Raw genomic sequence first — 22,604 nt, 5'->3', positions numbered from 1 at the left:
CGGCGGACGATCTTGAAACCGACTTAACAAGACGGAGGAAACCCATGAAATACGCTTCCTATCTCTCAGTCGTCGCCGGAGCCATCGCGCTGTCCACGGCCCTTCCCTTCGGGATCGGCGCGGCGTCGGCCGCCCCCGTGAACTTCGAGATCGCCTTCAACCAGACCGAGACGCATCCGCAGTTCAAGGCGCTTCAGATGTTCGCCGAGGGCCTCAAGGCCCGCACCAACGGCGAGTACACGGCCGAGGTGTTCCCCAACGAGCTGCTCGGCGCCCAGAAGGAAACCGTCGAGATGGTTCAGACCGGCACGCTCGCCATGTCGGTGGCCGCCGCCAGCCTCCTGGAAAGCTGGAACCCGGACTTCTCGGTGTTCAACCTGCCCTATCTCTTCAACAGCATCGACGAGCAGAAGAAGGTCCTCAACAACCCCGAGATCGTCGGCGACCTCTACAAGTCGGTGTCCGACCAGGGCGTGATCGTGCTCGGCTCCTTCACCGCGGGCGCGCGCTCGGTCTATCTCAAGGACCGCTTCGTCAAGACGCCCGCCGATCTGGCCGGCGAGAAGATCCGCGTCATGCAGTCGGACACCAACGTCCAGATGCTGAAGCAGATGGGCGGCGCCGGCATCGCCATGGGACAGGGTGAGGTCTACACCGCCATCCAGACCGGCGTTCTCGACGGCGGCGAGAACAACGAGATCGTCTACTCCTCGCTCAAGCACGTCGAAGTGGCCCCGTACTACTCCTACACGCGCCACCTGATGATCCCCGACTATCTCGTCATGAACGTCGACCTCTTCAACGGCCTGCCGGACGACATCAAGACCATCGTCACCGAAGAGCTGGCCAAGGCCTTCGACTACGAGTTCGACGCCTTCGCGGCCGACGCCGCCCAGGCCCGGGCCGATGCCGAAAAGGCCGGCGGCAAGTTCAGCGAGGACGTCGACATGGATGCCTTCCGCGCCGCGGTGAAGCCGCTGGTCGACAGCAAGCTGACCTCCGACGTCACCAAGACGATCTACCAGAAGATCGAAGCGCTGCGCTGATCCTGTGAAGCCCCCCGGCCGTCTCGCCCCAGCGGCGGACGGCGGCCGGGGGACTGCCCGCAAACTCCAGGCGCCCCGGAACCCCGGGCCGCCGCCGGTCCCGGGACGGGGGTGGAACCAATGGAAACGATCAAGCGAAGGGTCGACCAGATCCTTGCCTTCTGCTGCATTCTCTTGTGCGGACTTCTCACCGTCGTCGTGACCTGGCAGGTGGCCAGCCGCTATCTCTTCAGCAGCCCCGGCGCCCAGTCGGAAGAGCTGGCCAAGATCATGTTCGTCTGGCTGACGCTGTTCTCGGCGGCGCTGCTGTTCGGCGAGAAGGGCCACATGAACATCGGGCTGCTCTGCGACGCGCTGACCGTCCGGTGGCGGCTGTCGCTCCAGATCCTGACCAGCATCCTGATCCTGGGCTTCTGCGTCGCCATTCTGGTGGTCGGCGGATGGGACGCCGTCATCCGGACCATGCGCCAGACCAATGCCGCCATTCCCTACCTCAGCACCGGCCAGATCTACCTGGCGCTGCCGATCTGCGGCGTCTTCTCCAGCTTCTACTGCATCTACAACATCATCTGCGATGGCCAGCGGCTGAAGGCCGCCATGACAGGCGATCGCGCGCCGACGGAGGGCTGACCGATGCCGAACGCAGCAGACATCGGGCTGATCATGCTCATCAGCATCCCGATCCTCCTCGCCATCGGGGTGCCGATCAGCATCAGCATGGGCATCGGGTCGGTCCTCGCCATGGCCACCATCTTCACCTTCGACCGGATGGCGATCACGGCGGCCCAGCGCATCTTCACCGGCGTCAACAGCTTCTCGCTCCTGGCGATCCCCTTCTTCGTGCTCGCCGGCATCATCATGACCAACGGCGGCATCGCCCGACGATTGATTAACTTCGCCAAGGCGCTGATCGGCTTCATTCCCGGCGCGCTGATGCAGACCAACATCGTCGCCAACATGCTGTTCGGCTCGATCAGCGGCTCCGGCGTCGCCGCGGCGGCGGCCATCGGCGGCGCCATCGGCCCTCAGCAGACGGACGACGGCTACGATCCGGCGGCGGCCGCCGCCGCCAACATCGCCTCCGCCCCCTCCGGCATGCTCATCCCGCCCAGCAACACCTTCATCATCTACTCGCTGGCGAGCGGCGGCACCTCGGTCGCCGCCCTGTTCCTCGCCGGCTACATTCCCGGCATCCTCTGGGGTCTGGCCTGCATCATTCCGGCCCTGATCTATGCGCGCCGCGCCGGGCACAAGGCGCAGGGCATGGGCCGGTTCAAGGAAAACTTCCGGGTCACCATGGAGGCCCTGCCGGCGCTGTTCCTGATCGTGCTGATCGTCGGCGGCATCATCTCCGGCATCTTCACGCCGACGGAGGCGAGCTGCATCGCGGTGATCTACGTCCTGGTGCTGTCCTTTGCCTACCGGACCATCACCGTCGACATGATCCCGGGCTTCCTGCTCGACACCGCCAAGACCACCGGCATGATCATCTTCATGATCGGCATCTCCGCCGTCATGGGCTGGATCATGGCCTATGCCAAGATCCCCAACATCATCGCCACGTCGCTGCTGGGCTTCACCGACGACCCCATCCTCATCATGGTGATGATGAACGCCATCATGCTGCTTCTGGGCTGCGTCATGGACCCGACCCCGGCCATCCTGATCTTCGCGCCGATCTTCCTGCCGATCGCCACCTCGCTCGGGATCGACCCCGTGCATTTCGGCGTCATCATGGTCTTCAACCTGTGCATCGGCACCATCACGCCGCCGGTCGGGCCCATCCTGTTCGTCGGCTGTCGCATCGCCAAGCTCAGGATCGAGGAGGTGTTCAAGCCGCTGCTGCTCTACTTCCTCGTCCTGGTCGCCATGCTGTTCGTGGTGACCTTCATCCCCGCGCTGTCGCTGGCGCTGCCGCAGGCGGCGGGGTTCGTGAGGTAAGCTGACGCGACCGAGGAAACCGCTCGCCGGCCTTGCCCGCAACGGCAGGGCCGGCGAGCCTTCGTCAATCCCGGATCAGTCCGCCGAAGTAGCGCAACCCGTAGGCGCGGACGTCCCGCACCCGGATCTCCTCGAAGCCGAAGAAGGCCCGATAGTCGCCGTCGCCGATGTCGATGTAGTCGTGGCCATCGCGGCGGAAGCGAAAGCCGCCGAGAAAGCGACGCTCTCCGTAGAGCGTGGTGAGCGCCGCCTTGATGGTGGCGCCGGCCTCCGCGCCGGTGATCAGGTCGTCGCGCAGCACCCGGCCGTGGTAGCCCATGGCCCAGACGGGGCGGTCACCCTGCCAGACCACCTCCTGCCCGGAGAAGTCGGTGCCGCCGAAATAGCTGTCGAGATAGCGGAAATCGCCGTCGGCGAAGGAGAGATCGTGCGAGCCGGGCCGGCAGCTGACGGCCGGTGCGCCGTCGCCGGCATAGGTGGCCGCCTTGGCGCGGATGATGAAGTCTTCGAGGGCGTCCATATGGGGCCTCCGGTTTCCCGACATGGAACCTAAAGCCCCCCACTGTCGTTTCATGGCAGCAGGAGTGGTGTGGCGATTCCTTGCCGGCTTGGCTTTTGGCGCGGTGGACAAATCGCCCGGTTTGATGCACTTTCTCCTTCGGGTTGTGAGGACATGAAAGCGGCATGAACGCAGAGACGTTTCGCGCCTGGCGGCAGAGCCAGGGCCTGACGCAGGACGAGGCGGCGCAACACCTCGGCCTCAAGCGAAGAATGATCCAGTATTACGAGCGGGGCGAGCGCGGCGGGCGGCGAGTGCCGATCCCCAAGCACGTCCGCCTCGCCTGCTGGGCCATCAGCCAGGGCATCCGCGATTTCGACGGCCGGGAATCGGGCGAGTCGAAGGCGGCTGGGTAGGGTCGTCGCAGCAGCTTTCGCGTGGACCCGTCACGATGGCTCATCCGGTTCAGCTTCGAACTGGGGAACCATGGCGACCAGCATTTCTGCGACTCGACGAGCACGAGCTTGATCGCCGGGGGCCAGACCCATGTGTCGCGTCTCGATGTCGAGCAAGAAGGCCGCGATGTCGTGTGCTGCCGCTCGCTCGTCCATGGCCATGACATAGACGGAACCGACATAAGCGTCGTACTCGTCCGAGGCTTCCTCAATGCCGAACACCCCGATGGGGTCCCATTCCCTCATCAGCAGGTCGCGCACTCGCGCCCTGTTCCTTCGGGAACGGTATTTATCTTTGCCGTAGGCCATTTCAATCACCCGATGCGAAGCGCCATCAAGCTGTCATCCAATTCCCGCCCCTCATGCATCAGAGCGCCGGGAACGCGGCCGATCTCGGCGAAGCCCTTGCGCAGATAGAAGCGAACCGCCGACAAGTTCTCGGCGGTGACGGCGAGTTCCAGTTGCACGATCCCCATGGCGCGCGCCTCTTCGATGACCGCATCGACGAGGCCGTCGGCCACGCCGGTCCCGCGCTGGCTCTTGCGCACGTAGACCATGACGATGCTGGCGCGGTGGACCATCTTGCTCGCCCCCTGCCGCACGAGGCCGGCCAGCCCCACCGGCTCGTCGGCCCGGAAGGCCAGGAAGACCGGCTCGCGCATTCGGTTCCGCCAGTCCTCATCGGTCAGGGCGACCGAGTCCTCGTAGCTGCTGGCGTAGGCCGAGGGCTCTTCGCGCAACGCTTCGAGGCGAATGCGCCGGAACGCCTCCACATCGTCGGCGCCGATACGCCGGATCATCAAAACGTCTGTCTCCACCGCCCCATCCCCTTTTGCCCGCCCCATCGGCCGGGCGCCATTTTCAAACCTGCCTAACAAAGCCGCCAATTCGAACCGCAGCGGGGTTTGCGACCGCGCTCTTTTCATCTATAAGCCCGGCAACGGTCCGAACGACGATCACCCTTCTTGCTGCCCGCCCCGGTCGGTGCCCCGCGCACCGGCCGCGTTTACACGCGAGTGAAGATGCCCAGACGCACCGATATCGACACCATCCTCATCATCGGCGCCGGCCCGATCGTCATCGGTCAGGCCTGCGAGTTCGACTATTCGGGTACCCAGGCCTGCAAGGCCTTGCGAGCGGAAGGTTACCGCATCGTCCTCGTCAACTCCAACCCGGCCACCATCATGACCGACCCGGAGATGGCGGACGCCACCTACATCGAGCCGATCACCCCGGAGATCGTGGCGCGCATCATCGAGCGCGAACGGGCGGAGCGGCCGAACGACCGCCTCGCCCTCCTGCCCACCATGGGCGGCCAGACGGCGCTCAACACCGCGCTGTCGCTGAAGAAGATGGGCGTGCTCGACAAGCACGGCGTCGAGATGATCGGCGCCACCGCCGAGGCCATCGACAAGGCCGAGGACCGCGAGCTGTTCCGCGAGGCGATGACGCGCATCGGCCTCGACACGCCGAAGGCCGCCTTCGTCAACACCTCCGCCCTCAAGCAGCAGTTCCGCGCCGAATACGAGGCACGCCGCTCGGCCGCCATCGCCGCCCACCCCGAGGACGACGCCCGCGCCAAGGCGCTCGCCGCTTTCGAGGGTGAGTGGGCCGCCGACGAGAAGGCCCGTCGCGAGGAGTACAACCTCACCGCCCGCCTGCAGGCGCTGAAGGCCTACAAGGTGACCGGCCTGCCGGCCATCATCCGCCCGTCCTTCACCATGGGCGGCACCGGCGGCGGCATCGCCTACACCATCGAGGAGCTCTACGACCTCGTCATGTCCGGCGTCGAGGCATCGCCCACCAACGAGGTGCTGGTGGAAGAATCGGTGCTCGGCTGGAAGGAGTATGAGATGGAGGTCGTCCGCGATCGCGACGACAACTGCATCATCATCTGCTCCATCGAGAACGTCGACCCGATGGGCGTGCATACAGGTGATTCGATCACCGTGGCGCCGGCGCTGACGCTGACCGACAAGGAATACCAGATCATGCGCAACGCCGCCTGTGCGGTGCTGCGCGAGATCGGCGTCGAGACCGGCGGCTCCAACGTGCAGTTCGCCATCAACCCGGCCGACGGCCGGATGATCGTCATCGAGATGAACCCGCGCGTGTCGCGCTCCTCGGCGCTGGCCTCCAAGGCCACCGGCTTCCCGATCGCCAAGGTCGCCGCCCGCCTCGCCGTCGGCTACACGCTGGACGAGCTGGCCAACGACATCACCGGCGGCGCCACGCCGGCCGCCTTCGAACCGACCATCGACTACGTCGTCACCAAGATCCCGCGCTTCGCCTTCGAGAAGTTCCCCGGCGCCGAGCCCAATCTCACCACCGCCATGAAATCGGTGGGCGAGGTGATGGCCATCGGTCGCACCTTCCAGGAATCGCTGCAGAAGGCCCTGCGTGGCCTCGAAACCGGCCTCTCCGGTCTCAACGAGATCGAAGTGCCGGGCGCGCCGGAAGACGAGCGCAACGCCATCCGCGCCGCCCTGGGCACGCCGACGCCCGACCGGTTGCGCCACGTGGCCGAGGCGATGCGCCGCGGCTTCACGCTCGACGAGATCTACGACATCTCCCACATCGACCCGTGGTTCCTGCGCGAAATCCACGGCATCGTCGAAACCGAGGCCAAGATTCGCGAGAGCGGCCTGCCCGAGACGGCCGGCTGGCTGACGCGCCTCAAGGCGATGGGCTTCTCCGACGCCCGCCTTGCCGAGCTCGCCCACAAGCCGGTCGAAGAGGTGAAGGCGCTGCGCGAGACGCTCGGCGTCCACCCGGTCTACAAGCGCATCGATACCTGCGCCGCCGAGTTCGCCTCGCCGACGGCCTACATGTATTCGACCTACGAGATGCCGTTCGCCGGCAAGCTGGCCGACGAGGCGCAGCCCTCCGACCGCAAGAAGGTGGTCATCCTCGGCGGCGGCCCCAACCGCATCGGCCAGGGCATCGAGTTCGACTATTGCTGCTGTCACGCCTGCTTCGCGCTCAGCGACGCCGGTTACGAGACCATCATGGTCAACTGCAACCCGGAGACCGTGTCGACCGACTACGACACCTCCGACCGCCTCTACTTCGAGCCGCTGACCGGCGAGGACGTGCTGGAGATCCTGCGCGTCGAGCAGCAGAACGGCACGCTGGCCGGCGTCATCGTCCAGTTCGGCGGCCAGACGCCGCTGAAGCTGGCCGACACGCTGGAGCGGGCCGGCATCCCCATCCTCGGCACATCGCCCGACGCCATCGACCTCGCCGAAGACCGCGACCGCTTCAAGCGCCTCCTCGACAAGCTCGGCCTCAAGCAGCCCAAGAACGGCATCGCCTATTCCATCGAGCAGGCGCGCCTGGTGGCGAACGAGCTGAAGTTCCCGTTGGTGGTTCGCCCCTCCTACGTCCTCGGCGGCCGCGCCATGGAGATCATCCGCGACGAGGCGGGCTTCGACGCCTACCTCTCCGGCACGCTGCCGGCGCTGGTGCCGGCCGACGTCAAGGCGCAGTACCCCAACGACAAGACCGGCCAGATCAACATGGTGCTCGGCAAGAGCCCGCTGCTGTTCGACCGCTACCTCTCGGACGCCATCGAGGTGGACGTCGACGCCCTCTCCGACGGCAGGGAGGTGTTCGTCGCCGGCGTGATGGAGCACATCGAGGAGGCCGGCATCCACTCGGGCGACTCGGCCTGCTCGCTGCCGACCTACTCGCTGCCGGCCGCCACCGTCGAGGAACTGAAGCGCCAGACCCGCCAGCTCGCCCTGGCGCTCGACGTCGTCGGCCTGATGAACGTCCAGTATGCGGTGAAAGACGGCGCCATCTACATCCTCGAAGTGAACCCGCGCGCCTCGCGCACGGTGCCCTTCGTCGCCAAGACCATCGGCAAGCCGGTGGCCAAGATCGCCGCCCGCGTCATGGCCGGCGAGACGCTGGACGGTTTCTCCCTCAAGGAGGAGAAGCTCGGCCACGTGGCGGTCAAGGAGGCGGTGTTCCCCTTCGCCCGCTTCCCCGGCGTCGACACCGTGCTCGGCCCGGAGATGCGCTCGACCGGCGAGGTCATGGGCCTCGACCGCAACTTCTCGGTCGCCTTCGCCAAGGCGCAGCTCGGCTCGGGCACCAAGGTGCCGACCGCCGGCACGCTGTTCGTCTCCATGCGCGATGGCGACAAGCCCCGCATCCTCGATTCGGTGCGTGGTCTCGTCGAGATCGGCTTCAAGGTGATCGCCACCGCCGGCACGCACGAGTATCTGGTCGAGCACGGCATTCCCGCCATTCTCACCAAGAAGGTGCGCGAGGGACGTCCGCATTGCGTCGACGCCATCAACAATGGCGAGGTTCAGCTCGTCTTCAACACGACCGACGGCGCGCAGGCGCTTGCCGATAGTCGTTCATTGCGCCGTGCTGCCCTCTTGCAGAAAGTCCCGTATTATACCACCTTGGCGGGGTCGATCGCGGCGGCGCGCGGCATCGGGGCTTGGTCCTCCGGCGTTCGCGAGGTTCGCCCGCTGCAATCCTACTTCGGCCAGGCCGGGTAGGACGGAATTGGCGTGTCGCCATGCTGACCGCAGAGGAGTTGCAAACTCCTCGTAAAAGCGGTTAGGCAGGGTGGCATGCCCGTGTCACAGAGTTGCCGACAGGGTTCCGGGAGGAGCTTCACCACGGCGACACAGGAAACATCGCGGCCCGGTGCCTTTGGCGCCGGGCGCTGTGATTTTTTGAAAGGCCTTGAGACCGATGGACAAAGTCCCGATGACCGCCGGCGGACATGCCGCTCTGGAGAGCGAGCTGCAGCGGCGCAAATCCGAGGAGCGGCCTCGCATCATCGCGGCGATCGCCGAAGCGCGTGCCCATGGCGACCTCTCCGAAAACGCCGAATATCACGCCGCCAAGGAGCAGCAGAGCCACAACGAAGGCCGCATCTCCGAGCTCGAGGACATGCTGTCGCGCGCCGAGATCATCGACGTCGCCAAGCTCACCGGCAAGACGGTGAAGTTTGGCGCCACGGTGAAGCTGGTCGACGAGGACACCGAGGAAGAAAAGACCTACCAGATCGTCGGCGACGCCGAGGCCGATGTGAAGGGCGGCCGCATCTCCATCTCCTCCCCCATCGCCCGCGCCCTGATCGGCAAGTCGGTCGGCGACCAGGTCGAAGTCGCCGCCCCCGGTGGCGCGAGGGGGTACGAGATCCTCGACGTCGTTTTCCGCTGACAAAACAAGGCGCGTCCTGTCCAGACGGCGCTGGGCGCGCCCCTTTATCCACCGCCCTGAAAGAGGGTGGATGCAATAGTCCGGCACCTCGGCTATGGTTCGCCATACCGCCGCGGGGGGCTTCTGGGGTGGCCGCAAGAGAACTGACCGTTTGCATTACCGCCATCACCCGACCGGCGGTGCTGGCATTGACGTTGCGCAGCTTTGCCAGACGTTGCTTTCGCTACTACGACAGCCTGCGCATCATCGCCAACGTCGACCCGCTCGGTTCGGATACCGCCTCGCGCGACGATGTGGTGCGGCTTCTGAACACCTACGACAGCCGAGGACAGGCGCGCGTCAACACGCCGGAGACTGGCGGCTTCGCTCGCGCGGTGAGGTGGGTGTGGAACGAAGTCGACGCGCCCTATTTCCTCCACCTAGAAGACGACTGGTTCCTGAACCGCCCGATCAACGTCGACCGCGTGTCCCGTATGCTCCTCGGGGGCGAAGCGGACATCCTGCGCCTCTATCTGCGCCGCTATTCGCCGTCGCCGTCCACGGGCGAGTTCTCGCTCAACCCCTTCTTCATGACGTCGGCCGCCGCACATGACCTTGCGAGCCGGATGAACGACCAGGCCGACCCGGAAAAGCAGATTCGCGGGCTGTTCTTTGGCGGAGCCGCCAACCTGCCGAGGATCGCCTTCCATGGCCAAGCCGGCGATCCGGCCGACGTCATCGACATCGGAACGCTCTGGCGCAAGTCGCACAACCTCAGGAAAAGCTACATTGCGGCCGACGATGGCAGCGGCTCGCTGTCGGTTTGGCAGAAGACGACCGCCACGAGCTTGCGCAGCCGCCTGTCGGACCTCAGCTATGCGGCGCGCTTCAATCTTTCCATGCTGCGCTACCGCATGCGCCTTCTCGGCAACTGATACCGCTCAGCCGATCAGTTCCGCCGCCTCGGCGAGCGGCCGCACCACTTCGGCCAAGGGTCCGAGCCGCAGGCCGATGCAATCGGCGGCCGGCGAGAACAGCTTCGACACCCCCGCCCCCATAGCCGCCTGAAAGTCGCTCTCTCTGTCGCCCACCATCAGCGAACGCCCGAAGTCGAGGCCGGTGAGCCGCCCCGCTTCGACGAACATGCCCGGGTTCGGCTTGCGCATGGGGTGATCGGCGACGTCAAGCGGCGGCCGTCCCTGGCCGTAGTAGCCGCAGCCCAGCACCAGATCGAGCCGGGCACCGCGCGTCGCCAGTTCCGCGTCGATATGGGCGGTGACGTCGGCGAAATCGTCCCAGCCGAACAGGCCCTGCGCCACGCCCGACTGGTTGGTGACCACCACCACCGGCCAGCCGGTCGCATTGGCCCGCCGGATCGGCTCGATGATATCCTCGAGAATGCGGATATGCTCGGGCCGCGAGGGATAGCCGGTATCCTCGTTGATGACGCCGTCGCGGTCGAGAAACAGCGCCGGTCGTCCGGCAAAGCGCACCGCGTCTTCCGCTGCCTCGATCCAGAGGCCGGGATCTGCGCCCGGCCAACGCGGGTCGTTGATCGCCCGACGGCTCATGCCATCCCCACGAGGCGTTCCTCGATGGCGCCGCAGAGATAGTGATAGAGGCAGAGATGGCCCTGCTGGATCACCGGCGTGAAGCGCGAGGGCACGTCGAGCAGCACATCGGCCAGCGGCGCGAGCTTGCCGCCGCCCTCGCCGGTCAGCGCGATCACCGTCATGCCCTGCTGGCGCGCCACCTCGGCGGCGGCCAGCACGTTCTTGGAGTTGCCCGATGTCGAAATGGCGAGCAGCACCGCCCCCTTGCAGCCGTGCGCCTCCACCTGGCGGGCGAACAGGCTTTCGAAGGAATAGTCGTTGCTCCAGGCCGTCACCACCGAGGTGTCGGTGCCGAGCGCGATGACGTTGTAGGCCTTGCGCTCCCTCAGAAACCGGCCGACCAGTTCGCCGGCAATGTGCTGGGCGTCGGCGGCCGAACCGCCGTTGCCGCAGACCAGCATCGGCTTGCCGGCGGAGAGCGCCGCGACGATGATGTCGATCGCCCGCTCGATGGCGCCGGAAAGGTCGTGATCCCGCAGGGCGGCCAGTCCGTCGATGGACGTCTGAAGGTAATCTTGCAGTCCGGCCATGCCGTTCCCCTTTTCCGTTATCCCAGCGAAACGATCTTCTTCAGCGTCGCCGTGGTCGAACGCCCGGCGACGATCGGCGACAGATGCACCTTGCCGCCTCGGCTCAGAACGAAATCGGCGCCCACCACCCGGTCGATCGTGTAGTCGGCGCCCTTTACCAAGAGGTCCGGCATCACCGCCTTGATGAGGTCGAGCGGCGTTTCCTCGTCGAACAGCACCACCGCGTCCACCGCCTTCAGCGCCAAAAGCAGCCGCGCCCGGTCGTCCTCGCTGTTGACGGGGCGCCCCTCGCCCTTGTTGCGCTTCACCGAGGCGTCGGTGTTGAGGCCGACGATCAGCCGGTCGCAGCGCGACTTGGCGTCTTCCAGCTGGGCGACGTGGCCGACGTGCAGGATGTCGAAGCAGCCGTTGGTGAAGCCCACCCTCAGGCCCTCGGCCCGCCAGGCGGCGGCAAGGCGCGTGATGGCGTCGCGATCCGCCGGGCCGTCCGAGCGGCCGGCCGCCGCCAAGCTGCCGAGCAGTTCGTCCGGGTCGGTCTGGGCCGTGCCCGGCTTGCCGACGACGATGCCGGCCGCCGCGTTGGCGATCTCGGCCGCCATGCCGGTGGCGCAGCCGGCGGCGAGCGCCAGGGCGAAGGTGGCGATCACCGTGTCACCGGCGCCGGAGACGTCGAACACCGCCCGCGCCTTGGTCGGCATGTGCAGCGTCCGCTCCGCTTCGACGATGCTCATGCCCTCCTCGCTGCGGGTGGCGAGCACGAAGTCGAGCCCGCAGGTCTCGCGCAACAGGCGGCCAGCCGCCTCGACCTCGGCATCCGAGCCGGTCGCAAGGCCTGTGGCCTCGCCGAGTTCCTTGCGGTTGGGCGTCACCGCGGTGGCGCCGCGATAGATGCGGTAATCGGTGCCCTTGGGATCGACCAGCACTTGCTTGCCGGCGGCGCGACAGAGCGCGATCAGCTCGGCGGCGACGCCGTCCGCCAGCGCGCCCTTGCCGTAATCGGAGAGGATGACGATGTCGGCGCGCGGCAGCTCGGCGGCGAAGGCGGCGAGCACCGCCGCGCGGTCGGCCGCCGTGAGCGGCGACACCACCTCCTCGTCGAAGCGGAGAAGCTGTTGTTGCTGGGCCACGAAGCGCGTCTTGCGCGTGGTGCTGCGCGCGGCGCTGGAGACGATCCTGTCATGGCCGATGTGGCGGGCATCGAACAGGCGTCTGAGCTGCGCGCCGGCCTCGTCGTCGCCGATCACCGTCACGGGCACCGCCCGGCCGCCCAGCGCGGCGACATTGGCCACCACGTTGCCCGCCCCGCCCAGCATGACGTCGTCGCGGCCGTGGCTCAGCACCGGAATGGGCGCCTCCGGCGACACGCGGTTGACCTTGCCGTGGACGAAGCGGTCGAGCATGAAGTCGCCGGCCACCAGCACGGTCAGCGCGGAAAACTTCGATACGGCGGCATGATAGGAAAGACCGGCGTCGGGCATTTCAGCGCGTGCAAGGCTCCTCTTGGGGACAGTCGCACTCCTTCTAGAGCATCGCACCGAAAAGTGTTACCAGATTTTCCGACCGCGCCCCGAGGGGCCACCCTGCTGAGGACAACCGCATGATCATCGTCACCGGCGGCGCCGGAATGATCGGCAGCAACATCGTTGCCGCTCTCAATGCCGAGGGACGGAGCGACATCCTCGTCGTCGACGACCTGACCGACGGCACCAAGTTCCGCAATCTCGCCGACCTCGCCATCGCCGACTACGAGGACAAGGACACCTTTCTCGCCCGCGTCGAGCGCGACGAGGTGATCGAGATCGATGCCATCTTCCACCAGGGCGCCTGCTCGGCCACCACCGAGTGGAACGGCAAGTATGTGATGGAAGTGAACTACGCCTACTCCAAGGCGCTGCTCCACTATTCGCTGCGCAACGGCATTCCCTTTCTCTACGCCTCCTCGGCGGCCACCTATGGCGGCGGCGACACCTTCCGCGAGGAGCCGGAGTTCGAGCGGACGCTGAACGTCTACGGCTATTCCAAGAAGCTGTTCGACGATTACGTGCGGCGCAACGTCTTCACCGCCGCCGAGCACTCGCCGGTGGTCGGCCTGCGCTACTTCAACGTCTACGGCCCGCGCGAGGGCCACAAGGGCAGCATGGCCTCGGTGGCCTTCCACCTGTTCAACCAGGTCAAGGCCGGCGAGAACCCCAAGCTGTTCGACGCCTATGGCGGCTACGGCCCCGGCGAGCAGCGGCGCGACTTCGTCCATGTGGCCGATGTCGCCGACGTCAACCTCTGGTGCTGGAAGCGCGGCGTGTCGGGCATCTTCAACTGCGGCACCGGCCGGGCCGAGCCCTTCCGCGCCGTCGCCGAGGCGGTAATCGGATCGCTCGGCCAGGGCGCCATCGAGTTCATTCCCTTCCCCGAGCATCTCAAGGGGCGTTACCAGAGCTTCACCGAAGCCGACCTCAGCCGGCTGCGCGGGGTGGGCTACAATGGCGCCTTCCGCGACGTGGCGACCGGGGTGAAAGAGTATATGGAATGGCTGAAGGCATCCTCGTAATCGGGCCGCGCTGGGTCGGTGACATGGTCATGGCCCAGTGCCTTCTGTCGGCACTGAAAGAGCTCTACCCGGCCGCGCCGATCGACGTGATGGCGCCGGCCTGGGCCGCGCCGCTGATCAGCCGCATGCCGGAGGCGCGCGACCGCATCGACGCCCCCTTCAAGCCCGGCGAGTTCGGCCTTGGCGAACGCTTCCGGGTCGGTCGCTCCCTCGCCGGCCGCTACGGGCGCGCCTATGTGCTGCCCGGCAGCTGGAAGTCGGCGCTGGTGCCATTCTTCGCCGGCATCCCCACCCGCGTCGGCTTCCGGCGCGAGATGCGCTACGGCCTCCTCAACGCCATCGTGCCGCTGCCCAAAGAGCGCAAGCGACGCACGGCGGAAATGTTCCACCTGCTTGCCGGCGGGGGCGCCTTCCGGCAGCCGCATCTTGCCATCGACGCCGCCAATCAGGCCGCCCTTTTCGCCAGCCATCGCCTTGAAGCCGGCGGCTACGCGGCGCTGATGCCGGGCGCCGAGTTCGGCCCGGCCAAGCGCTGGCCGGAGGACAAATACGCCGGCCTTGCCCGCCATTTCGCCGACCGCGGCCTCAAGACCATCCTGCTCGGCTCGGCCAAAGACCGGGAGGTGGGCGCGGCGATCACCGCGCTGGTGCCCGAGGCGATCGACCTCACCGGCCAGACCCGCCTCGAGGACGCCATCGACCTCCTGGGTGCCGCCCGCATCGCGGTTGCCAACGACAGCGGCCTGATGCACGTCGCCGCCGCCGTCGGCGTGCCGGTGGTCGGCGTCTACGGCTCCACCTCCTACGACAACACGCCGCCGCTAACCGACCGGCGCGAGCTCATCTCGCTGCACCTTGCCTGCTCGCCCTGCCACAAGCGCGAATGCCCGCTCGGCCACCTCGACTGCCTGAAAAAGCTCGGCGTCGACGCCGTCGCCGGGGCGGCCGACCGCCTGCTGGCGGTCCCCTCATGAAAATTCTGGTCGTCAAGATGTCGTCGATGGGCGACGTCGTCCACGCCCTGCCGGCGCTGACCGATGCGCTGAAGGCACGGCCGGACATCGTCGTCGACTGGTGCGTCGAGGCTGCCTTCGCGCCGCTGGTTCGCCTGCATCCCGGCGTCCGCCACGTCCACGAGATCCGCCTGCGCGCCTGGCGCAAGGCGCCGTTCAAGGCCGAAAGCTGGCGCGCCGCCCGCGCCCTGATCCGGTCGATCCGCGCCGAGCGCTACGACCTCGTCATCGACGCCCAGGGGCTCTTGAAGAGCGCGCTGGTCGCCCGCATCGCCGGTGCGAAAGTCGCCGGGCTCGACGCGGCGAGCGCCCGCGAGCCGCTGGCCGCCCGCTTCTACGGCGAGCGCCACGCCATTGCCCGCGACCGCCACGCCATCGACCGGTTGCGCCTCTTGTTCAGCGCCATCCTGGGCTACGAGCCGGACCTTGCCACCCTCGACTACGGCATCGCCAGGGGAGCAGGCGAGCCCGACCCCACCGTCGTCCTGCTGCACGGCACCACATGGGCGAGCAAGCGCTGGTCGACGCAAAGCTGGATCGAGCTCGCCAATGCGCTGACCGCCCAAGGGCTGCGGCCGCAGGTGACCTATGCCGACGCCGCCGAGGAGGCCACCGCCCGCGCCATTGCCGCTGGGGCGCCCGGCACAGAGCTGATCCCGCGCGCGCCACTCGATGAGGTGGCCAGCCTGATCGACCGCGCCAGCGCCGTGGTCGGCTGCGACACCGGCCTTACTCACCTCGCCGCCGCCCTCGACCGGCCGACCGTCGCCCTCTTCCTGAGCACCAAGCCGGGCCTCACCGGCGTCGCCGGCCGCCGGGCCACCGTGCTGGAGGCCGCCATCGACTGCGCCCCCTGCCGCAAGCGCGACTGCCCGCTTGTGCCGCCCGGCACCGTGCAGCCCTGCGTCGACAGCCTGCCGCCGCCGCGCGTGCTCCAAAGCCTCCACAGTCTCCTGGGAGACGCGCCATGACCGCTCCCCGCCTCAGCGCCATCCTGATCGTCAAGGACGAAGCGCGCGACCTGCCGGACTGCCTCGCCTCGCTCGCCTTCTGCCAGGAGATCGTGGTGGTGGATTCCGGCAGCCGCGACGGCACGCAGGAGATCGCCCGCGCCGCCGGCGCCACGCTGCTGGAGACGCCCGACTTCCCCGGCTTCGGACCGCAGAAGCAGCGGGCGCTCGACCTTGCCACCGGAGACTGGGTGCTGTCGATCGACGCCGACGAGCGCATTCCGCCCGACCTTGCCGCCGAGATCCGCGCCGCCATCGCGGCGCCGGCCGCCGACGGCTATCGCATCGACCGTCGCAACCAGTTCCTCGGCCAAGTCATGCGCCATGGCGGCTGGTCGCCCGACCGCGTGCTGCGCCTCGCCCGCCGCGACCGCGCCCGCTTCTCGACCGATATCGTCCACGAGAGCCTGATCGTCGACGGCAAGGTGGCCGACCTCGCCGCCGCCATGGATCACTTGAGCTATCGCGGCATCGACGAGGTGCTCGACAAGCAGCGCCGCTATGCCCTGGCCTCGGCCAGCGTGCGCCGTGCCCGCGGCAAGCGCGGCGGCCTCGGCCCGGCCATCGTCCGCTGCGTCTTCGCCTTCTTCAAGCACTACATCCTGCAAGCCGGCTTTCTCGACGGCGCGCGCGGCTTCGCCGCCGCCGCCACCAAGGCGCAGGAGACCTTCTGGCGCTATCTCGCCGTCGGCTGGGAGCGCTGAGCGATGCGGCTCGCCATCATCCGCAAGCGATTCGATCCGCACGGCGGCGCCGAGCGCTTCATCCTGACCGCCGCCGGCGCGCTGATTTCGGCCGGCGAGAGCGTGACGGTGATCGCCGAGGACTGGGCCGGCGGCGACGCATCCGGCCTCGAGCGGCGACAGGTGGCGCGCGGCGGCTTCACCCGCGCCGGCCGCAACCGCCACTTCCAGAGGGCGGTCGGCGACCTCATCGCCGAAGGCGGCTTCGATCTCGTACAGAGCCACGAGCGGCTGGTGGGCGCCGACATCTTCCGGGCCGGCGACGGCGTGCACGCCGCCTGGGTCGACCGGCTCGGCCGCGAGCGCGGCCCGCTCGGCGCCCTAGCCCTCAAATTCGACCCCATGCATCGCCTGGTGATGGACACCGAGCGCCGCATGGTGGCCGACGGACGCACGCTGTTCGTCGCCAACAGCGAGCTGGTCGCCGACGAGCTGCGCACTTGGCTCCAGGTCCCCGAACAGCGCCTCCGCGTCATCGAGAACGGCGTCGACCTCGACCGCTTCCGGCCGGCAAGCGCTGAGGAAAAGGCGGCCGCGCGCCAAAGCTTCGGTCTGCCGAACGACGCTCCGGTGATCGCCTTCGTCGGCTCCGGCTTCGAGCGCAAGGGCGCCTTCAAGCTCGTTGAGGCGCTGCGCGCACCCAGCCTTGCGGGCGCCCATCTGCTGATCGCCGGCCGCGACCGCCGGGCCAAGGCGCTGGCCGAGCGCATCGACCGGCTCGCCCTCGCCAAGCGCGTCCGCCTGCTCGGCGGCCTCGACGACGTCAGGCCGGTCTACGCCGCCGCCGACCTCTTCGCCCTGCCCTCGCTCTACGACCCGATGCCCAACGCGGCGCTAGAGGCCATCGCCTCCGGTCTGCCGGCCGTGGTAACGCCCGACACCGGCATCGCCTCGCACATCGCGGCAACCGGCGCCGGCGCCGTCGCCAGCCGCGACGCCGACGATCTTTCCGCTGCGCTCGCCACGGTGATCGCCGACCTGCCGGCCCGCGCCAACAAAGCGCGGACACTTGCCACCCGCTTCGACCTCACCGCCGCCACGAACCGCTGGCGCGACCTCTACCGGGACTTCCAATGACCGACCGACCGCTCACCATCCTGCACACCGAGGCGTCCGAGGGCTGGGGCGGCCAGGAGATCCGCGTGCTGACCGAGGCCGCCGTGTTCATCAAGCACGGCCACAAGGTAACGATCGCTGCCAATCCCACCTCCGAGATCCTGAAGGCGGCTCCCGCCTATGGCGTGCCGGCCATCGCCATGCCGCTCCGGAGCAAGGGCCTCGGCGCCGTGCACGCCATGCGGCGCCTTCTCGCCGACATGCGGCCGGATGTGGTCAACACCCACTCGTCGATCGATTCCTGGGTAGTGGCGCTGGCCCGCCTCGGCCTCAAGCCCCGGCCGCGTGTGGTACGCACCCGCCACATCTCGGCCAACGTGCCGCGCAACTTCGCCAGCCGCTGGATCTACCGCCACGGCTGCGACTTCGTGATGACCACCGGCGAGGCCATCGTCGAACAGCTCACCGCCGACGGCTTCCTGCCGAAAGAGCGCGTCGCCTCGGTGCCCACCGGCATCGACACCGACCGATTCTCGCCGGGCGATAAGCACGAAGCCCGCCGCGCCCTCGGCCTGCCGGAAGACGCCTTTATCTTCGGCATCGTCGCCACGCTGCGCTCCTGGAAAGGCCACGCCTACCTCCTCGACGCCTTCGCGGCCACAGGCGTGCCCAACAGCCACCTGGTGATCGTCGGCGACGGCCCGCAGGAAACCAACCTCAAGGCCCGAATCGCCGAACTCAACCTCGCCAACCGCGTCACCATGGCCGGCCGCCAGTCCGACGTCGTCCCCTGGCTGCGCGCCCTCGACGTCTTCGTCCTGCCAAGCTACGCCAACGAAGGCATCCCCCAGGCCGTCCTCCAAGCCATGTCCGTCGACCTCCCCATCATCTCCTGCCCCATCGGCGGCATCCCCGAGTGCACGGCAGGGCTGGCCGGCGTGACGCTGGTGTCGCCGAAGGATTCGGGGGAGCTGGCGAGGGCGCTGGCGGCCGCGCCTGCGGCGGCGCCGACGCCTGTGATTCGACGCGACCGAGCGGTGGAGCGGCACTCGCTGGAGGGGATGTATCGGGCTGTTGGGGGGAGATTCGTTGAACGTTAAAGACCAATCGGCTCTTCCAAATAGCGAGGAACGCCCATCCATAACAGCACAGGGAATTGCATTTTGACCCTGCGCTCATGCTCCCCATTTTTCTTACGAGACTAGCCGCCCTTCGACTGGAAAAAGGGCAAGGACAACGGTGATCCTCGAAATTACCGGAAACGTGGTATGCATCGCTAGGTCGAGTCGCACGGATACAGTAATGCCTAATATTCACTACCTAACATTCGGTGGAGGACGCCCCTCGTTCAGGAAGGCGCTCAAGAGCCGCAGTCGTCAAGCCGAGAGATCTCAGTTTTTCTCATCAGTAACAACGGTGAGCGATATTGATATCAGAAGAGAGGAATCCTTCTGGCAGAGTCACGGTGATTTTATAGAGAAAAATCCAAAGGGCTATGGGTACTGGCTCTGGAAGCCATACATACTAATTCAACAAATGAAAAAAATTCCCGATGGGGACATATTATATTATATTGACGTCGGCTGCGAGGTCAATAAATTCGGCAAAAGGAGACTTGATTACTACAATTCAATGATAGAAGATAGAGATATACTAATATTTGAACTAGGTTTACCCGCGGAATCATGGACAAAAGGCGACCTACTGCACCTGTTCCCTGGTGTACGAGGGCATAATCAATTTATGGGCGGGGTGATTGGCATAAAAATTGGTCCGCGGAGCAGAGAGTTCGTGTCTCGGTGGTTCAACCTATGCTGTCAGAACGAGTATCGTTACCTCGATGACTCACCCTCTACAATGCCAAATGACTCAACATTTCAGGAACATCGTCATGATCAGGCTTGCCTTACTGCAATTGCAAGGGATTGGAAAAACGTCGCAGTCTTGAATGCAAGCGAATTCGATCTCGACACGATCATGGATAAGCCGTTCCTAGTCCTCCGCAACAGGTCCAAAAGGGTAAAGACAATACAGTTCAGCCTATTCAATACAAACTACCTCATTTTAAGACGGAAACACAAGCGATGGAAAATATTTAAATCAGAAATTGAATAAAACGTCAGCTCTTTCTGAGCTCAAATATCCCGCAACCATTGCGCAAATTAAACGTGAGAGAGGCATCGTCAGAGTGGACCGGGACGTTAGCATGTAGAAGTCCTTTATCATCAATATAGTGAAAATCCGCAACCGAGAGACCGTTATCGCCGATTAGCGACAAAAGATACGGCAATGAGAAAATGCGGTGCGCGTCAAACTCAATACGCTGCTTGGCTCCGATTGGGACCGAGAAGTAGAAAACTCCACCAGGCTTCAACATCTTGGCCATGTTTCTAAACCCGACAACGTGCCCTTCGAAGTCAATGGAATCGCCATAGCGCCCCAAACCAAAGTGTTCAAGCGCGTGCAGACACGACAACGATTCAGCCGAATCCCACCACTTCGGGTCATCAAGCATTATGTCCCGCTTTTGAAACTCAATATTTACATCCGTGCTATCGACATCTCTCAAGTCGAAAATGAGTATTTTCATAAAAACAGCGACATGGGCTACGAAGCCGTCAACTCTGGACCCGATATCAACATGTGAGGTCGGTCTTCTCTCATAGATCCGTCTCGCCACCAAAAGATCTTGAAAGAAATACTGGCCTCGCGCGATCCCCCCTTTATCCATACGATCCCAAAGGCACGGAAGAGCGCTTCCGGTAGAAAAAAAATGGCTCGACGTTTTGGCTTGTTTGAAAAAAGCTTTTCGATTAGCTCGGTAAATAGACCATAGCGCCCAAGAGCGGAAGAATTTGCGGAAGTCCAATCCGGATAATTTCAGATACTTCCTGAAGCTAAGACGACCACTCATTAGCTAATACCCCTCGGAGGCGGACCGACGCCGAACGTTGACCAACAATAAGATACTCAGATCACAAGCGAGACGTAGAACCGCCACATCTAACACAGTGAAAACAACACGACGAACAAAAGTCCTAGAACTCACTATTACGTCGAACGGTTCCGCAACGATTGACGGCAGTGTTCAAGCCAACGCAGAGAGGCGATCACGGTTTCCCGCGATCCAATTCGATGCACCATTATAGTATTCGTAAATCTCTCTATACCTATCTATTACATGAACGGAACCGTCTGGCTTAATTATGCCCAACACCATTCCATACCTCTCAAAAAGGTAAAACATATCCTGAAAATTGGTATGCGTATCCAGATAGGTTCCACCAAACTCAAATTGGACAAAGTCAATAATGCCAGAGGCAAGTGAATTGACGCTTCCCTTTAGGACGTCTATTTCGAATCCCTCAACATCAATTTTGAGCAGATCAATTTTGGCAATTCCAATCTCTGCCACCACCTCATCCACGGTCGTCACGGTGACATCTTCAACAAGATCCATCTTTATATCGAAATGATCGAGTCGACGCTGAGCAAAGGAGGCCAGTCCAGACACTTCGCTGGCTTTAAACAAGTTTCGACGCCCCACTTTCTCGGCCAACCCGACATTAAAAAGCTTGGCGCGGGAGTCACCCGAAAGGGCATTCTGTAATCTTGCAAAGTGCGCGTCGGAAGGTTCAAAGGCGTAAACGGTTGCCGATGGCAGATTTTCGAGAACCATAGCCGCATACTCGCCGACGTGGGCACCAACGTCAAAGACAACAGGGTCCCGTCGCGAGATTAGCTTTAGGATCCCAGCCTCCCCACCTTTTTGGGCCGCCCCACCAGATCCGAAACCTTGCCGCAGCATCAGGTATTTTGAAAAGTACATTGCCTCATCAAAATCTAGTCGACGGAGTATTTTTCTAAGAATACTATCTCTAATCCGTGCCAACATGACGCTACGCAGTCCCATTTGTTTCATTACAAACTATCCGCCGAAGCAGTGACCTCGTCAACCGTATTTCCCGTTCACTGCTACTTGTCCGCTCCGACCAGCCTACCGCAGATCCCGACCATCCTGTTATCTTACACGCCTAAACTCGCTCAACGCTAACCAACCCTACAAGTTAGTCAGGCCGTTGGTAAAAACATAGGTGCTCGAGATACCCGTCAAAGTCGAACCCAGCGTTCAGGAACCAGATCGCGAGCATCGAAATTGTCCGACAAAAACCAACGGGAAGGCGCCACAACTCGAGAGTCTTCACGCGGATCTAGCCAAGCCCCCCACCAACTGAAGGAAGAATTTGCAATCACGTGAGCGCGGCATGCAGCCATGAGGTAAAGGTCTTCGGCGTCGCGTTTATCGGGTAGAGGCTCCACCCATTCGACCCTGCCTGGCAGGCCCAAGTTCTCCTTCGCCCATTGCATATCGTCGGAGAACACAAAAAAGACCACGTCTGTCAGCCCTTCGGACGCAATAGCGACAGCGCGTCGATACCACTCGGGAGTACATGTTCCAAATATACTCGCATACTTCGGAACGCTTACATAGTCACCCCGCCTGACGTGAACGGATATGGAATTACAGGCCGAAATTCGATCTAGCACGGCTTGTCGCTTGGATGCCATCGGACGCACCAAGGCAAAGTCTGCCCGGATCGTGTCTGCCACATCGGAGAAATATTTTTCGCTTTGCCAGTAACCGATAAGACGAACCGGAGGTTTTAGGTTCAGAATATCCGGATCAAATCGAAAACCTCTCTCGCGACGATCTCGGTACGTCTTTGTGACCTTACGCCAAAGATGTACGAGTCCCCTTCCCTTGGAAAAGGCTTTTCCGTCGATCGGCCTTGCGTTGGGCGTTAGGACAAACTGGTTGAGCCCATATATGCGTTTGTCGTAATCTGCCATAGCAGTAAGGTCAATTCCCAGAGATACTCCCGCAGAGATGGCCGCACGCCTTCCAGCAGCATATTGGAACATTTGGTTTCCGAGCCCACCGTGGATACGGGTCACGATCATGAGTATTTCATCCATAAGTAGA

23 protein-coding genes are annotated in these 22,604 nt (G+C 64.4%); 14 read left to right on the top strand and 9 right to left on the bottom strand.

The features are described 5' to 3' along the window. The first annotated feature begins 44 nt into the window (after nt 1–44). From M4J39_RS18355 to M4J39_RS18345, 3 genes are all read left to right on the top strand, one after another. Nucleotides 45–1,046: a TRAP transporter substrate-binding protein gene (locus tag M4J39_RS18355; protein WP_251729927.1), complete on the top strand. Its 1,002-nt coding sequence runs from the start codon at nt 45–47 to the stop codon at nt 1,044–1,046. A 120-nt stretch (nt 1,047–1,166) separates the two neighbouring features. Beyond that, nucleotides 1,167–1,676, top strand: coding sequence for a TRAP transporter small permease (locus M4J39_RS18350; RefSeq protein WP_251729926.1), 510 nt, complete (start codon nt 1,167–1,169; stop codon nt 1,674–1,676). 3 nt (nt 1,677–1,679) lie between these two features. Further along, nucleotides 1,680–2,987 (top strand): TRAP transporter large permease, encoded by a 1,308-nt coding sequence (locus tag M4J39_RS18345; RefSeq protein ID WP_251729925.1) that lies wholly within the window; start codon nt 1,680–1,682, stop codon nt 2,985–2,987. Between the two features lie 64 nt (nt 2,988–3,051). Here the strand turns inward: M4J39_RS18345 and M4J39_RS18340 are convergent, their stop codons facing one another. Further along, nucleotides 3,052–3,507, bottom strand: coding sequence for a DUF5680 domain-containing protein (locus M4J39_RS18340; protein WP_251729924.1), 456 nt, complete (start codon nt 3,505–3,507; stop codon nt 3,052–3,054). Between the two features lie 164 nt (nt 3,508–3,671). Here M4J39_RS18340 and M4J39_RS18335 point away from each other — a divergent pair, with 164 nt between their 5' ends. Next, the gene (locus M4J39_RS18335) at nt 3,672–3,902 is read left to right on the top strand and encodes a helix-turn-helix domain-containing protein (protein WP_251729923.1); all 231 of its coding nucleotides are present in this window, start codon (nt 3,672–3,674) and stop codon (nt 3,900–3,902) included. A 30-nt stretch (nt 3,903–3,932) separates the two neighbouring features. Here the strand turns inward: M4J39_RS18335 and M4J39_RS18330 are convergent, their stop codons facing one another. Then, nucleotides 3,933–4,250, bottom strand: a complete 318-nt coding sequence (locus M4J39_RS18330) for a hypothetical protein (RefSeq protein WP_251729922.1) — start codon at nt 4,248–4,250, stop codon at nt 3,933–3,935. A gap of 5 nt (nt 4,251–4,255) precedes the next feature. Further along, nucleotides 4,256–4,741, bottom strand: a complete 486-nt coding sequence (locus M4J39_RS18325) for a GNAT family N-acetyltransferase (RefSeq protein ID WP_251729921.1) — start codon at nt 4,739–4,741, stop codon at nt 4,256–4,258. A gap of 222 nt (nt 4,742–4,963) precedes the next feature. Between M4J39_RS18325 and carB the strand changes: the two genes are divergently transcribed. The 3 genes from carB to M4J39_RS18310 all read left to right on the top strand — a co-directional run bounded on the left by carB (nt 4,964) and on the right by M4J39_RS18310 (nt 10,045). Beyond that, complete coding sequence (carB, locus tag M4J39_RS18320; protein ID WP_251729920.1) at nt 4,964–8,458, top strand: carbamoyl-phosphate synthase large subunit; 3,495 nt, start codon at nt 4,964–4,966, stop codon at nt 8,456–8,458. Nucleotides 8,459–8,657: 199 nt separating this feature from the next. Next, entirely contained in the window at nt 8,658–9,131 is a 474-nt protein-coding gene (greA, locus tag M4J39_RS18315) for a transcription elongation factor GreA (protein WP_251729919.1), read from the top strand. A 128-nt stretch (nt 9,132–9,259) separates the two neighbouring features. Next, a complete protein-coding gene (locus M4J39_RS18310) occupies nt 9,260–10,045 on the top strand; it encodes a hypothetical protein (RefSeq protein ID WP_251729918.1) in 786 nt (261 codons plus the stop codon). A 6-nt stretch (nt 10,046–10,051) separates the two neighbouring features. Here the strand turns inward: M4J39_RS18310 and M4J39_RS18305 are convergent, their stop codons facing one another. The 3 genes from M4J39_RS18305 to rfaE1 are packed head-to-tail and all read right to left on the bottom strand — an operon-like array spanning nt 10,052 to nt 12,731. Beyond that, nucleotides 10,052–10,681, bottom strand: a complete 630-nt coding sequence (locus M4J39_RS18305) for an HAD-IIIA family hydrolase (RefSeq protein WP_251729917.1) — start codon at nt 10,679–10,681, stop codon at nt 10,052–10,054. Beyond that, nucleotides 10,678–11,253, bottom strand: a complete 576-nt coding sequence (locus M4J39_RS18300) for an SIS domain-containing protein (protein ID WP_251729916.1) — start codon at nt 11,251–11,253, stop codon at nt 10,678–10,680. Before M4J39_RS18300 ends, M4J39_RS18305 begins: the two co-directional genes overlap by 4 nt. A gap of 17 nt (nt 11,254–11,270) precedes the next feature. After that, entirely contained in the window at nt 11,271–12,731 is a 1,461-nt protein-coding gene (rfaE1, locus tag M4J39_RS18295; RefSeq protein ID WP_251729915.1) for a D-glycero-beta-D-manno-heptose-7-phosphate kinase, read from the bottom strand. Nucleotides 12,732–12,850: 119 nt separating this feature from the next. Here rfaE1 and rfaD point away from each other — a divergent pair, with 119 nt between their 5' ends. The 7 genes from rfaD (at nt 12,851) to M4J39_RS18260 (ending at nt 19,735) form a co-directional block, all read left to right on the top strand. Then, a complete protein-coding gene (gene rfaD / locus M4J39_RS18290) occupies nt 12,851–13,798 on the top strand; it encodes an ADP-glyceromanno-heptose 6-epimerase (RefSeq protein ID WP_251729914.1) in 948 nt (315 codons plus the stop codon). Next, a complete protein-coding gene (gene waaF / locus M4J39_RS18285; RefSeq protein ID WP_251729913.1) occupies nt 13,777–14,772 on the top strand; it encodes a lipopolysaccharide heptosyltransferase II in 996 nt (331 codons plus the stop codon). The genes rfaD and waaF overlap by 22 nt, the downstream gene beginning before the upstream one ends. Further along, a complete protein-coding gene (waaC, locus tag M4J39_RS18280; RefSeq protein WP_251729912.1) occupies nt 14,769–15,782 on the top strand; it encodes a lipopolysaccharide heptosyltransferase I in 1,014 nt (337 codons plus the stop codon). The genes waaF and waaC overlap by 4 nt, the downstream gene beginning before the upstream one ends. After that, entirely contained in the window at nt 15,779–16,525 is a 747-nt protein-coding gene (locus tag M4J39_RS18275) for a glycosyltransferase family 2 protein (protein ID WP_251729911.1), read from the top strand. Before waaC ends, M4J39_RS18275 begins: the two co-directional genes overlap by 4 nt. Nucleotides 16,526–16,528: 3 nt before the next feature. Further along, entirely contained in the window at nt 16,529–17,641 is a 1,113-nt protein-coding gene (locus M4J39_RS18270) for a glycosyltransferase family 4 protein (RefSeq protein ID WP_251729910.1), read from the top strand. After that, nucleotides 17,638–18,720 (top strand): glycosyltransferase family 4 protein, encoded by a 1,083-nt coding sequence (locus M4J39_RS18265; RefSeq protein WP_251729909.1) that lies wholly within the window; start codon nt 17,638–17,640, stop codon nt 18,718–18,720. Before M4J39_RS18270 ends, M4J39_RS18265 begins: the two co-directional genes overlap by 4 nt. Before the next feature lie 202 nt (nt 18,721–18,922). Then, on the top strand, nt 18,923–19,735 hold the full coding sequence (locus tag M4J39_RS18260) for a hypothetical protein (protein WP_251729908.1): 813 nt from the start codon (nt 18,923–18,925) through the stop codon (nt 19,733–19,735). A 4-nt stretch (nt 19,736–19,739) separates the two neighbouring features. On the opposite strand, the gene M4J39_RS18255 is transcribed toward M4J39_RS18260, so the two are convergent. The 3 genes from M4J39_RS18255 to M4J39_RS18245 form a co-directional block, all read right to left on the bottom strand. After that, nucleotides 19,740–20,534, bottom strand: coding sequence for a DUF268 domain-containing protein (locus M4J39_RS18255; protein ID WP_251729907.1), 795 nt, complete (start codon nt 20,532–20,534; stop codon nt 19,740–19,742). A gap of 174 nt (nt 20,535–20,708) precedes the next feature. Then, entirely contained in the window at nt 20,709–21,542 is an 834-nt protein-coding gene (locus tag M4J39_RS18250) for an FkbM family methyltransferase (RefSeq protein ID WP_251729906.1), read from the bottom strand. A gap of 188 nt (nt 21,543–21,730) precedes the next feature. Continuing rightward, the gene (locus M4J39_RS18245; protein ID WP_251729905.1) at nt 21,731–22,582 is read right to left on the bottom strand and encodes an alpha-1,2-fucosyltransferase; all 852 of its coding nucleotides are present in this window, start codon (nt 22,580–22,582) and stop codon (nt 21,731–21,733) included. Nucleotides 22,583–22,604 lie beyond the last annotated feature (22 nt).

Source organism: Pleomorphomonas sp. NRK KF1 (assembly GCF_023721755.1).
Taxonomy (GTDB): domain Bacteria; phylum Pseudomonadota; class Alphaproteobacteria; order Rhizobiales; family Pleomorphomonadaceae; genus Pleomorphomonas.
The sequence above is the reverse complement of the archived record's forward strand: the minus strand, read 5'-3'. Positions and strand labels throughout refer to the sequence as shown.